Consider the following 13,244-nt stretch of genomic DNA (forward strand, 5'->3'; position numbering starts at 1 on the left):
CGCGACCAGCAGGAGAGGATGCTTTGAAGATAGCGCTTGTGGTGATGGCGGCGGGCTTCAGCCGCCGTTTCCGTCAGCAGACCGGCGAACATAAATTGCTGGCTTTAATCAATGGCAAACCGGTGTTGCAGCACCAGCTACAACAGGCGGCCGCCAGTGGCCTGGATCTGTTCGTGGTAACCCGTCCGGACCAGACGGCTATCCAGGCGCTGATCCCGCCCGCTTCCCGCGTACTTTGCGACAGCAACGGGCTGGGCGAATCTATCGCCGCTGGCGTTGAGGCCAGCCGGGATTATGACGGCTGGCTGATTGCGCTGGGAGATATGCCGTTTATCTCTGCCGGGAGCTATCGGGCGGTTGCTGCCGCGCTGGCCGATGCGCCGGTGGTCAGACCCTGGATCAACGGTACGCCGGGCCATCCGGTCGGTTTTCGGCGTCACTATTACCGGTCATTAACCGCTTTACAGGGTGATACGGGTGCGCAGGCCATCGTAAAGCGTGATGCGATTCGCCTGCCTCTCAGCGATCGCGGCTGTCTTTATGACATTGATCTGCCGGGCGATTTGCAGCGGATAAAGGAATTTTCATGATTACGCTGGACCAACGCGTGATTAATGCGGCGTTAAGTAGCAGCCAGGCGGGGCAGGCTGTCTGGCTCTGTACCGTGCTGCGTACTTACGGCTCGTCGCCGCGCGCGCCGGGCACGCTGATGACGGTGAACGAAGCGGGCGCTTACTGCGGTTCGCTGTCAGGCGGTTGTATAGAAGAAGATTTTTTAGCCCAGCTGGCCAGCGGTGCCTATCGGGCCAGCAGCCAGCAGGTGCGATATGGGGAAGGCGGTATGCGCCCGACGGTCAGCCTGCCGTGCGGCGGCAGTCTGGAGATTGTGATTGAGTTTCTGCCGCCCGATGCGGCCAGCCTGGCGCTGTTAACCGCGATGCAGCGGGCGCTCAGCGGTCAGCAGCCGATGGTGAAGCTGATCCGCCCCGGTGAACGTGCGCACTGGGAAAAGGTGGCGGCGGATCGGAGTTTGCCGGCGCTGAGCGTCAGTGAACAGCAACTGGTGCTGCCGGTCGGCGCGATCCCGGAGTTGCTGGTGGCGGGTTACTCCAGCGTGGCGTTTGAATGCATCCGGCTGGGGCAGATGCTGGGGTTTCATGTGCGGGTGTGTGAACATCGTCCCGAGATGCTTGCCGAACTGGAGAGCCACTACGGCGCAGCGGATAACGTTACGCTGGTGCGGCAGCATCCGGCGCGCTGGCTGGAACTGAACGGGGCGCACGCGGCCGTGGCGATTGTGGCGCTGACCCACGATCCGCGTATTGACGACCTGACGATGATGGAAGCGATCGCCACGCCAGCTTTCTATATCGGCATTATGGGATCGGTGAAAAACAGCGAGAAGCGGCGGGCGCGGCTCCAGCAGATCGCCGGCATGGATCGCGGCGAACTGGACCGCATCCATGCCCCGATTGGCCTGCCGATTGGCAGTAAAACCCCGGCGGAGATTGCGCTATCGGTGATGGCCGACATTGTCCGGGTGAAGAACCTCGGGCGGTCGCGACCCGCTGCCTGAAGGTGCAGGCCCGGCCGGAGAGAGCCGGTAGAGGTAGCTGCCCGACAGTGGAATCGGCAAAAAGTCATGGAACAGTTGCCTCAGCGTCTGCTGCGGATCGACATCGTGGAACAGCTCAGGATAGAGCGTGGTCGCAAAAAATTCGGTGGCCACCACATGCCACGGGCTGAGGTAGAAGTTGTGCCACAGCGCGCCGCTGTGGCCGTTACGCAGCGCCCGCAGCTGTTTCAGCCCGTTTTGCTGTTGGGTCAGGGTGAGCAGGCTGTCGCGGGTCTGCGCTGCGGAGACGGCCGGCCCCAGCTTCAGCGCAGTCACCTCATCCGGCCCAGCCGTGCCGGTGGCGAAGTAATAGTCTGGCTGGGCAGCGATCACCTGCTCTTCACTTAATCGTCCGAATACCCCTTTAACCTGCTGGCGGGCAATGTTGTCGCCGCCAGCAAAGCTCAGCAACTCACCGAGACTGCCATTGACTGAGGTGACGCAACATTCACTGCGTCGTCCCAGATGCAGCTGCAGCAGTACGGAGGGCCTCGGGCCATGATAGCTGGCCAGCCGGCTGGCAATGCGCTGCATGTGGAAACGGTAAAAGCGATTAAAATCGGCCGCCCGCTGCGGCTGGCTGAATACCTCGCCGAGTAGCGTCATGCTGCGCTCACTGTTTTTCAGCAGGTTAACCCGCAGATCAACCCTGAGTACCGGAATATGCGCCGCGTTGAGCATCGCTTCCAGTTGCAGGCCGCTATCACTGTTGCGTGCCAGCTGCGGCAAGATCACCAGATCGGGCTTCAGCGCGATAACCTGCTCGGGATTGATGTCATTGACGCCATCCAGGCCGAGCGCCGGAATCTCCAGCATCTGCGGAAACCGGCGGGCAAAAATCTGCCAGGTCTGCGGATCGTATTTCTTCAGATCCTGCGGCCAGCCGACAATATGCTGCAGCGGATTACCGGACGACAGCAGCGCAATGCTATACAGCATCCGGCTCTCACCCAGCACAATCCGCTGAGGACGATCCGGCACGCTGATGCGCTGCCCGGTGATATCGATCAGGGTACGCGCGCCGGCAGGCAGCGTGACGCAGAGCAGGCTCAGCAGCAGCAGGCTCTGGCGCAGCAGACCGCGAAATGGCTTAAAATTCAACACTGGCTTGTACCATCAGGTTACGGGTTTCGCCTTCGCGGACGCGCAGGTTGCCGCCGCTTGAGCTGTAATAGTGTTTATCGAACAGGTTGTTGAGATTAAGCCGCAACTGCGTTTTCTCACCGAACAGTCGATGATTCCAGGCGATAAAGCTATCGGCTACGACATAATCCGGCAGGGTAAAACTGTTCTCCGGATCGCCGGCACGGCTGCCAACATAGCGCGCGCCGCCGCCGAGCCGGACACTGCCGGGCAGGCCGCTGAGTTGCAGTTCATGGCTCAGATAGAGCGCACCAGCATGACGCGGCGCATTTTGCAGCCGGTTACCGTTGTTATCCGGATTCACCCGATCCTCAACGATTTCCGCCTGGTCGTAGCTGTAATTAGCACTCAGATCCCAGCCTGGCGCAATTTCGCCATTCAGTTCAAATTCAGCCCCGCTGGAGCGTGCTTTATCAATCGCGCGCGTCGTGCCGTTAATGCTGAGCGACATCGATTTTTCATCGATACGATAGAGGGCGAGCGAGGCAAACAGATTGGGGGTGAGCTGCCATTTGCTGCCAATCTCCCAACTGGTTCCCTGCTCAGGTTTGCCAACGCTGCCATCGTCCTCCACGTTAGTCGACGGGGTAAAGGATTGACTAACGCTGGTATAAAACGATAAAGCGGGCGTGAGTTTGTAGATGATCCCGGCCTGCGGCAGAAACTTATTGCCCTCGTCGTTGAGCGTTTCAACCTGCGGATCGAAGCCTTTTGAGGCGCGCTGCTCATAATGCTGGTAGCGGCCGCCGACCACCACAATCCAGTCAGGTGACAACGTCACGCTATCTTTCGCGTAGATCGAACGACTATGAATGCGGTTCAGGTTGTTGGCGTTAGCGCTGTTTTCGGTGCTGCTGTCGGTCAGCGGTGACAGCTGATTATATTCGGGCTGGAAGAAGTTAAAACGACTGGTCGCCTTACCCTGATACTGATGAGCGCGATAAGTCTGGTTCATCTCATAATCGGTACCCAGCACCAGCGCGTGCGACATCCCGGCGATCTCCGGGTTTCCCAGCAGATCCCAGCTCAGGTAGTGAGTCTTATGGTTGAAGCCACGATTGGCATCAGCGCGACGGGTCACCGCGCCGGTGGTGGTATTAACCGCCGTCACCCGCACTTCGTTATTGTCATAGCGACGCTGGTTCCAGCCCAGCGTAAAGCGGGTGCGCCACGCCTCGTTGAACTGCCATTCGTAGTTGGCGTTCAGGGTTTTGTTGTGGCCCCAGGCGTGGTTAGCGGTGTCGTCAAGCCGATCCTTGTAGCCAATGGCGATCGGCTTGTTGTTGATAAACGCGGTGCCGCGATCGTAAGGGATGTCATAGCGGTAATCAGCATAACCGATCAGAAAACTCGCCTGTTCGCCATACCACTGCAAAGACGGGGCCAGCAGAGTATGTTGCTCGCTGCCAAAATTGCGCCAGTAATCCTGGTGCTGTTTTTCAGCGATCAGTCGAAAGGCGAAGCCGTTTCCCAACGGGCCGGTCACATCCAGCGTCCCCGCGCCGCCGCCTTCGCTGGCGTAACGGCCACTGATTTTGCTATGCCACTGATACTGCGGTTTCTTACTGACCACGTTAATCACGCCACCCGGATTCTGAATGCCGTACAGCAGCGAGGCTGAGCCTTTCAGCACCTCAACCCGCTCGGTGGTGGCGTCAACATTCAGCCCCTGACTGCTGCGGATGCCATCACGATAGATCGAACCATCCCCGTTGCTACCGAACCCGCGCCGGACAAAACCATCTTCGGTGCCGGCCAGCGTGTTGGCTTCAGACACGCCACTGACAAAGCGCATCGCCTCCGACAGCGAACTGACCTGATAATCCTCCAGCTGCTGCTGAGTGACGGTGCTGATCGATTGCGCTTCGTCCAGGCGCGCAGTAGGCATTTTGCTGCCAATGCTGCTCTGGTTATGGCTGTAACCCGTTTCCGGGTTGCCGTCGCCGGTCACGGTGATATCCGGCGAGTCTGCATCGCTGGCTGCCTGTGCCTGCATCATTAACAGCGCGCTACACGTGGCCATCGTCAGCGCCGACAGGCGTGTCGGATTTTTACTTTTATCTGAACGGTTATTCATTTCTACTTTTCGTGTCTGAAGCGAGAGAGGCTTAAGGTTCAACGCAGCCGCAGCTATCGCCGACCGTCCTGGCGGTATTCTGCAAAGTGCAGAGAGTAAACAGTGAGCAGACTGCCGCAGCGATGCGGCTCAGAAGGGCAACAGACCACGTTGACGACAATTCTTCTCATCTGTAATTGAGAATCATTCAACCATTGGTGATTGTAGTAGTAAACATAATTAAATAAATATTCACTACATTGTTTGCGGCGTGATTTTTCAGGTTATCAGAGCGCTGCGATCAAATTTAATCATTGAATAATAAGCGTTAAAAATAAAAGTGCTGGTCTGTTTAACGATTAATCCCCCAGAATAAACAGGTGAATCAGCGTTAATTATTTTTGCTCACTACAGGCCTGAGGTTAGAATCAGCGCACTTTCCGTGCCGTCGGTTGCGACAGGCACGTCATAGCCAGCGCAGGTCCCTTAATGAAACAGGTCAGAACAGGTAAAAATCGGGTAGATGTCTTCGGCGAACGTCTGCGCTCGCGGGAAAAACAGCTGTCGCCTCGCTTGCTGGCGGTGGCTCGCTATATCGACCAACAGCGGGAAACGGTGCTGGAGAGTACCGCGATGGAGATTGCGCTGGCTAATCAGACCTCCGATGCAACGGTGATCCGCGCGGTTCAGGCGCTGGGCTTCAGTGGGCTGCGCGATCTGAAGCAGACGCTGCAGGCAGGGTTTGGGCCGTCGCTGACCTCCGAAGATAAGATGATCACCACCGTCAGTGAAGTGACCAGCGATGTAAACAGCGCGATCGATTTTGTGCTGGAGGGACACCGGCGCGCCTGTGAGGTCATGTCACAACCGCAAAACCGTGTCGCGGTTGCCGATGCGGTAGCGCTGCTGAGTGAAGCGCGTCAGGTGGCGATTTTTGGTATCAACGCCTCCGGCATTCTGGCGGATTACAGCGTTCGCCTGTTGAATCGTATCGGACTTCCGGCATTTTCCCTCAATCGTGCCGGCATTGCGCTGGCGGAGCAGATGCTGGCGCTGCAGCGCGGTGATGTGCTGGTGATGATGGCGCAGCAATCAGCCCACCGGGAAGGGACGACGGTGGTCCGCGAGGCGAAACGGCTCGGCATCCCGATTATTCTGCTGACCCATGCGACCGACTCATTTTTTGCCCGCGAGGCGGAGGTGGTGATCGACGTGCCACGCGGCGGTGAAAAGGGCCGCATTCCGCTACATGGCACCATTATGGTCTGTCTGGAGATGCTGATCCTGTCGGTGGCCTCTACGCTACCGCAGCGCACCGTCAAAACCATGAAGCGGTTACAGGATCTCTATCGCGGCCTGAAACCGGCCGGTAAAAAGTAGCGCCAGCCTTCAGGTTTACTACAGCACCGGCAAGCACGGTTTTTGCCGGTCACCGACGATACTTAAATCAAATTTTCCCGCTTTGAGATCCCGATCGCGCCTTTTCTGCAACCCTTCTCCGCTGCCGACTACGCTTACTTTGCTTCGGGGTGTTGAGCCCTGTTTTTCCTTTCTTTAATCCTTGTGACCTTGTGCGGAGCTGACGATGAAATCCTTTCACGCGCGACACCTGCTCGCCGGTGCGGCAATGACCAGTCTCGGTATGCTCTCTCCGTTGCCGGTAGCGGCCTGGAGCCAGCTCACCGTTTTTGGCGATAGCCTGAGCGACGGCGGTAACGTCGGCCGCTTCACCTACGATGCGGCTTCCCATCCTTTGTATGACGAGAGAGTAGCGCAACATCTGAATGAGACCCTGCAGCCCTCATCCCAGGGCGGCAGCAACTATGCCGCTGGCGGTGCGGTGGCCGTGCCGCTGCTGAATCCGCAGTTCAACACGCAGGATCAGGTCGATCGCTACCTCACCGCTAATGGCGGCCGTGCCGATGGCAATGGCCTCTATATTCACTGGATCGGCGGCAACGACCTGGCCGCCGCCGCGGCAAATCCGCTGAATGCGGTGCAGTTGATTGATAACAGTGCCCGTGCGGCGTCCGACCAGGTCAGTCGGTTGCTGGCGGCCGGGGCCGGTACGGTGATTGTCCCGACGGTGCCTGACGTCGGGGCGACCCCGGCGCTGTTACAGGCGATTCTGCAACCGCTGGGCCCGGTCGCAGAACCGGCGATGGCGGCGCTGTTTCAGTCGCTGAGCACTGTTACCACGCCTGACCGGGCAGCGCGCGAGCAGGCTATCGAAACGGCGCTGCAAGCGGCGGCCGATCAGATCCCAGCCATTCCGCTGGTGCGTGAAGCGATCGCACAGCAGCTGTTTGCCGCCTGGCAGTTGTTGAGCGACACCGCGGCGACGCTGACCGACCGCTATAACCAGCTGGAGGAGCAGGGGCTGGTGGCCAGCGGCGGCAATATCGCGCGGGTCGATATTAACGGACTGTTCAGCGAGGTGATCGATAATCCGGGCCTGTACGGCATCAGCAACAGCGCCGGCATGGCCTGTCCGCCGGGCGTCTCGGCGATGGATTGCACCTCGTCAACGCCAGGCTTCTCGCAGGCGCAACAGTATCTGTTCGCGGATCGTCTGCATCCCAGCCCGGCGGTACATGCGCTGATCGCTGACTATATCGAGTCGATCCTGGATGCCCCGTTGCAGGTCGCGGCGCTGAATCAGTCCCCCCTGATGCTGGTGCGGGACGCGAGAAATACGCTGGATGGGCATTTACAGCAGCAACGGCAGCAGCCTGCTGACGCCGGACAGTTCACGGTGTTCGGCGGCTATGCGGGTCAGTCACGAGATTTTCGCGGCGACAGTGATGCAGAGGGTGATGCCACCAGTGCCAATGGCGCGATCGGTATCGGTTATCAGCTGACCGACAGCTGGCAGGCCGGGGCGATGTTTTCGGCGACCACCCAGCGTCAGGACCCGTCATCACGTTTCGATTACCGTCTACGCGGCAATCTGGTGGCGCTGTGGAGTCAGTTGCGGCTGTTTGATCAGGGCTGGATTAATGCCGATCTGCACTATGCCGATCTCGATTTCGACGATATTGAACGTCAGGTCAGACTGGGACCGGCCACCCGTACCGAGCAGGGCAGCACCGAAGGGAAACTGCTGGGAATGCGGATTGAAACCGGCTGGGATCTGCCGCTGGGGCAGTATGTGTCCACCGGTCCGGTTGCCAGCTACGCGCTGGATTACAGTCAGGTAGACGGCTATCGGGAGCAGGGTAACCGCAGTAGCGCCATGCGCTTTGGCGATCAGACGCTGCATTCGCAGGTGGGTTCTGTAGGCTGGCGCATCGACAGCAGGCAGCTGTTGATAAATCCGTGGGCGCAGGTCAGCTACAACCATCAGTTTGGCGACAGTGATTCAGCGGTAACCGCCGGGCTGAAATCAACCCGCACGGCGTTTACCCGCACCAGCGACTCAGGCGATGACAACTGGCTGGATATGGCGGTCGGTGCCAGCGTACCGCTGGGTAGCGCAGTGAATGCGTTTGCGGGCGTTTCTGCGGTGGCGGGCAACAGTCAATATCATCAGGTGACCTGGAACATCGGGCTCAATGCCCGCTTCTGATCGGCGTTAATCGCACGGCAGGGAAGCGGTGTGATAACGTAGCGGTACGATCCGAAAAGTTCAGGCAGGAGGGGATGATGAATGTCAGACGGGCATTACCTGAAGAGGCGACGCTATTGTGGACTATCCGCAATCAGGCGATCCGCCATGGCTGTCAGACAGCCTATACGCCCGAGGTGATTGCAGCCTGGACACCGGACCGAATGCCTGCCAGTTTCCCGGCGATGATCCGCGAGAATCCCTTTTTCGTCATCGATGGTCCTGACGGACGACCGATAGCAACCGGTTCGCTCGACCTGGCTGCCGGCAGCGTTGAGGCGATATTCACGCTGCCCGGCTATACCGGCAAGGGGCTGGCTGGCGAGATCATTGCTACCATCAAAGCGGACGCGCTGCGCCGTGGCTACCGGCGTCTGACGCTTTTGTCTACGCCTAATGCCGCCAGCTTTTATCAGCAGCATGGCTTCACGTTGCTGGGTGAAAGCCTTTACCCTTCGAAGCTGGCCGGTGGCGGATTACGCTGTATGGAGATGGCAATCGAGCTGTTGCCGTCCTCTGACTGATTAGCCGGATGGCGCTTTCGACAGCGCCGCTTTACCCGCCGCAAAGTTTCATGCGCAAACACTTCGCAAGCCCACGCCGGTAAGGTATAGTCCGCGTTTTTTGGAGGAACCATGCTGACTCATTCATCGACTCGTCTCAATAAATACATCAGTGAGAGCGGAATCTGTTCTCGTCGCGACGCCGATCGTTACATCGAGCAGGGCAACGTTTTCATCAACGGCAAGCGCGCCGCTGTCGGCGCACAGGTATTTGCAGGCGATGTGGTGAAAGTAAATGGTCAGCTTATCGAACCGCGTGACGAAGACGATCTGGTGCTGATTGCCCTGAACAAGCCGGTTGGCATTATCACCACCATGGAAGAGGGTGAACGCGATAACATCAGCGATTTCGTCAACCACAGTAAGCGGGTATTCCCGATTGGCCGTCTGGATAAAGATTCGCAGGGGCTGATTTTCCTGACTAACCACGGTGATCTGGTCAATAAAATTCTGCGTGCCGGCAATAATCACGAAAAAGAGTATGTCGTCACCGTCGATAAGCCGATTACCGACGAGTTCATTGCCGGAATGAGTGCGGGCGTGCCGATGCTGGGCACCGTGACCAAAAAGTGCAAAGTCAAAAAAGAAGCGCCTTTCGTGTTTCGCATCACGCTGGTGCAGGGGCTGAATCGCCAGATTCGCCGGATGTGTAAGCACTTTGGCTTTGAAGTCACGAAGCTGGAGCGCACCCGCATCATGAACGTCAATCTGAAAGGCCTGCCGCTGGGCGAGTGGCGCGATCTGACGGATGATGAACTGATCGAACTGTTTAAACTGCTGGAGAACTCCTCTTCAGAAGATAAGCCCGCGAAGAAAGCGCCAGCAAAATCCGCTGCGGCTAAGAAACCGCAGAAAAGTCCCGCCAGACCGGCCGGGAAAGCGGAGCCTGATAGCGCCTCACGCAAGCGCTTTGTACAGCCGGGACGGAAGAAAAAAGGGCGCTAACGCCGTGATGATCGGAGAGTGCGGCTGGCTGGCATCGCTCTCTCTACAGAGTGCTGGCCGGGCTGCTCAGGGAATGATTCGGGCGGCGCGAAAACGGGCAAACAGATCGCAAAGCATCGTGTCGGTTGCCCGGAAATGATGAAATCCCGCCTGACGGATCTTACTGCCGTCGCCAAACATATCGTAACGCCAGCCGAAGACGAAATCAGCAAAGCGGCCGTCACTGAGCGCCAGAATATCGGGCTGCACCAGCGCCCTGGCGGCGGCGAGTTCACGCCAGGTTTGCCGGTAATCGTGAAACAGCTGCTGCAGGGATAATGAAACCGGCGGCGCAATGTCGAGCCCGAACCAGTCCGCGATCACCGGCCACAGCTCGCTCCAGCGCCACAGATCGCCGTTGTTAATATTAAACGCCTGATTATGCGCCTCAGCGGCCTCTGCCGCCCAGAGCGTCGCATCGGCCAGTAATTCCGCATCCGTAAAATCCACCAGGCTGTGCCAGGTTTCCAGCGAGCCAGGAAAACGCAGCGGCAACGCTTCGGCATGGCAAATCGACGCATAGATTGCCAGGCTGAGTGCCAGGTTCATGCTGTTGCCTGGCCTGTCGCTTCCCACTACGCCGGGACGCAGTGCGCTCCAGTGCCAGGCTTTACCCTGCTGTTGTGCGCTTAGCCAGCGCTGCTGGCTGGCATTAAATTCGGCGCCCGGAACACCGGCATCACTCTCCCGGGCGGGCGTCTTAAACGGGCCAAGATGGGCGCCGTAAACTTTGTAACCCTGCATCAGACTGACGTGCTGCAGTGGGGCAACCTGCTCCACGCCACTCACCAGGTTTTGCAGCATCGTTACGTTAGGTTTCACCATCGCGGCCCAGTCGGGCGCATCGAGCCATGCGCTGTAGAAAATGTGTGTGACCTCAGTCAGTGATGAGAGTACCTGCTGACTCTGTGAGCGATCGAGAAGATCGACCGATAACAGATTGCCTGAATGGTTATCTGGACGTGGCTGGCGAGTCAGTCCTGTGACCTGCCAGTGCTGCGCCATTAGCGCCCGAATAAGTTGCTGACCGACAATGCCGGTGGCGCCCGCCACCAGTGCAACCCTTTTTTTCTGCCTGTTATTCATCGTTACGCTCCTCACTGAATGAGATCGCAGTGTCACCTGCTATTCTTTCTGAATAAATCCCCCTTAATCCGATGACACCTATTAAGAAAATCAATAAATGCAAAACAAACTGAATGCGATGCAGACTTTCATCCGTGTCGCCGAGGCGGGATCGTTTTCAGCCGCTGCACGTCAGCACGGGATGAAGCAGTCGGCGATGAGTCAGCAAGTCGCCGCGCTGGAAGCGGAACTGGGCGTGGTGCTATTGCACCGAACCACGCGCGCGATGGCGCTGACTGAAGCGGGCCAGCGTTACCTGAGTCAGGTCAGACAACTGTTGTACGCAATGGAAGAGCTGGAGCAGCAAATAAGGCCTGAATCGCCGTCGCTACAGGGAAAACTGCACATCCAGTTGCCGAGCGGTCTGGGCCAGCACTTTATGCCGCATCTGTTACGGTTCCAGCAGCAGCATCCGGCTCTGCGGCTGGAGGTGGCGCTGGACGATCGCCTGGCCGATGTGGTGGCAGAAGGAGTTGATGTTGCTATTCGTCTCAGCGAAGCGCCGCCTGCCAGCCTGGCCGCTCGCACGCTGACCACCGTCGAAACGGTGCTGGTGGCTTCGGCTGACTGGATCGCCCGTCACGGCGAGCCACGAACGCCCACTGATTTACAGCGGTATCCGCATATCCGCTTCAGCGGCCTTCAGCCCGATGCGCCGTTACGGCTGGTATCAGCAGAGGAAGCGGTGTCGCTCGCGGTGGAGTCGGTGTTTCGTTCCAATAATAGTCACTCGCTGACAGCGGCGATTGAAGCAGGCCTGGGGATTGGCGCGATACAGACGCTTATGGGCGCTGATGCGCTGGCAGCCGGTCGGCTGGTCAGAATTTTGCCGGATTACCGGTTGCCGGATCGTTATCTCTACGCGATTTTTCCCGATGCTCGCTTCATTCCTGACAAGGTACGGCAACTGGTGACGCTGTTTGAGCAGATGCTGGTTTCCCTGTCCAAAGCCACACCGCCGGCGAACGGCGCCGGTGAGCCAGCCTGAGGGCGGTGAGGTGCCAGCCGCTCGTCCATCTTTGTTAAGCACTGCACAATCAGAAGAAGTGCGCTTTTCAGGGTCAGGGCGGCGTGGCAGGATAAACGCAAAATATTAAGGAGTAGGCCTGATGTTACTGAAAGGTATGAACGATCCGCTACTGAAAGCGTATCAGCATCCGAAATCGCGGATGATGATCAGCCGCTTCAGAGGCCTGGCGGGCGATCGCAGACTCAGTGACTGGCAGGTATTTTGTATTCTGGTGACCGGATTTACCAACTACTGGTATGTGCAGTCTGGTCATTTCAACATCAACGTCAGCTGCAGCAAAACCCGACAGTTCGACTTTATGCAGGATTTTCTCCATGTTGAGGTTACGCTGGAGGGCTTAGTCTGTGATGACCACTTCCGCTGCCCGGACTTCGTTCTGCCGCGTTATGATGTGCCCTACGAATTTTGCCGCTGGCGCAGTAAGCGCGGCTACGATTCATCAGTAACCTATGTCAGTAATCACGGGGTAAAATCGCACAAGGCGATTTTCGTTGCTTCTGGCGACGCCTCGCAGGAAGAGCGAGTGATGAAGTGGGAAGGCATGGTTAACGTCTTTGATAAAACCTTTTTCACCCCCGCCAGCTTCGCGACCACTCACGACTTCCTGACCAAAGATATCAGCAAAACCATTCACGACGGACTGGTAAAGCATCTGAACTTTTATCGCGATCTCTTCAGCTATATCTTTCCGACACCGGCCGCCGCGCGGCTCCAGGCGCGAGATGACCGGCGCTATCTGAGTAAAAACTGACCTTTATCGCGTTGTCGTTTTCTCGCAGCCTTATTTTCTCGCTTTCTCGCTTTCTCGCTTTCTCGCAGCCTCACAGCCTCACAGTCTCACAGTCTCACAGTCTCACAGCCTCACATCTGGTCCTGACCTCCTCAGGCGTTTAGCGTGATGGAACTAAGCCTTCACGGATAAACGCTATCCGCTGCGCCATTCCTGGGGCTTGCTGGTTGCCGGCGCAGAGTTGCACGCTGGCCTTATGGTTTACCTGTTGACGAACAACGCTTTATGCAGAGCGTTCAGGGTTATGCAGATAGCCTGTCAGGATGGCAATCGAGTGTCCTTTTGGCATCAGACACTCTTAACTGCCTGAAGCAGTTAACATCCATCCGGG

The 13,244-nt window shown here is 57.9% G+C and carries 11 protein-coding genes; 8 read left to right on the plus strand and 3 right to left on the minus strand.

What is annotated here, in order from left to right:
* Positions 1–23 precede the first annotated feature (23 nt).
* Both WFK59_RS14265 and WFK59_RS14270 read left to right on the plus strand, forming a co-directional pair.
* Positions 24–590 (plus strand): nucleotidyltransferase family protein, encoded by a 567-nt coding sequence (locus WFK59_RS14265; protein WP_233988324.1) that lies wholly within the window; start codon positions 24–26, stop codon positions 588–590.
* Positions 587–1,576: an XdhC family protein gene (locus WFK59_RS14270; protein ID WP_336756075.1), complete on the plus strand. Its 990-nt coding sequence runs from the start codon at positions 587–589 to the stop codon at positions 1,574–1,576. The genes WFK59_RS14265 and WFK59_RS14270 overlap by 4 nt, the downstream gene beginning before the upstream one ends.
* Here the strand turns inward: WFK59_RS14270 and WFK59_RS14275 are convergent.
* Both WFK59_RS14275 and WFK59_RS14280 read right to left on the minus strand, forming a co-directional pair.
* Positions 1,514–2,719, minus strand: coding sequence for an ABC transporter substrate-binding protein (locus WFK59_RS14275; RefSeq protein WP_336756076.1), 1,206 nt, complete (start codon positions 2,717–2,719; stop codon positions 1,514–1,516). The genes WFK59_RS14270 and WFK59_RS14275 overlap by 63 nt on opposite strands.
* Positions 2,706–4,835: a TonB-dependent siderophore receptor gene (locus WFK59_RS14280; RefSeq protein ID WP_336756077.1), complete on the minus strand. Its 2,130-nt coding sequence runs from the start codon at positions 4,833–4,835 to the stop codon at positions 2,706–2,708. Before WFK59_RS14280 ends, WFK59_RS14275 begins: the two co-directional genes overlap by 14 nt.
* Before the next feature lie 468 nt (positions 4,836–5,303).
* On the opposite strand from WFK59_RS14280, the gene WFK59_RS14285 reads away from it, so the two are divergent.
* The 4 genes from WFK59_RS14285 (at position 5,304) to rluF (ending at position 9,929) form a co-directional block, all read left to right on the plus strand.
* The gene (locus WFK59_RS14285) at positions 5,304–6,194 is read left to right on the plus strand and encodes a MurR/RpiR family transcriptional regulator (RefSeq protein ID WP_233988320.1); all 891 of its coding nucleotides are present in this window, start codon (positions 5,304–5,306) and stop codon (positions 6,192–6,194) included.
* 205 nt (positions 6,195–6,399) lie between these two features.
* Positions 6,400–8,382, plus strand: a complete 1,983-nt coding sequence (locus WFK59_RS14290; RefSeq protein ID WP_336756078.1) for an autotransporter outer membrane beta-barrel domain-containing protein — start codon at positions 6,400–6,402, stop codon at positions 8,380–8,382.
* A gap of 77 nt (positions 8,383–8,459) precedes the next feature.
* Positions 8,460–8,945: a GNAT family N-acetyltransferase gene (locus WFK59_RS14295; protein ID WP_336756344.1), complete on the plus strand. Its 486-nt coding sequence runs from the start codon at positions 8,460–8,462 to the stop codon at positions 8,943–8,945.
* A gap of 111 nt (positions 8,946–9,056) precedes the next feature.
* Positions 9,057–9,929: a 23S rRNA pseudouridine(2604) synthase RluF gene (gene rluF, locus WFK59_RS14300; RefSeq protein WP_233988318.1), complete on the plus strand. Its 873-nt coding sequence runs from the start codon at positions 9,057–9,059 to the stop codon at positions 9,927–9,929.
* A gap of 66 nt (positions 9,930–9,995) precedes the next feature.
* Here rluF and WFK59_RS14305 read toward each other — a convergent pair whose 3' ends face one another.
* A complete protein-coding gene (locus tag WFK59_RS14305) occupies positions 9,996–11,054 on the minus strand; it encodes an SDR family oxidoreductase (RefSeq protein ID WP_336756079.1) in 1,059 nt (352 codons plus the stop codon).
* A 97-nt stretch (positions 11,055–11,151) separates the two neighbouring features.
* Between WFK59_RS14305 and WFK59_RS14310 the strand changes: the two genes are divergently transcribed.
* Positions 11,152–12,081, plus strand: coding sequence for a LysR family transcriptional regulator (locus WFK59_RS14310; protein ID WP_336756080.1), 930 nt, complete (start codon positions 11,152–11,154; stop codon positions 12,079–12,081).
* Between the two features lie 121 nt (positions 12,082–12,202).
* Entirely contained in the window at positions 12,203–12,874 is a 672-nt protein-coding gene (locus tag WFK59_RS14315; protein WP_233988316.1) for a hypothetical protein, read from the plus strand.
* The last annotated feature ends 370 nt before the right edge of the window (positions 12,875–13,244 follow it).

Source organism: Pantoea sp. USHLN298, from assembly GCF_037149395.1.
In the GTDB taxonomy this organism is placed as follows: Bacteria; Pseudomonadota; Gammaproteobacteria; order Enterobacterales; family Enterobacteriaceae; genus Pantoea; species Pantoea astica.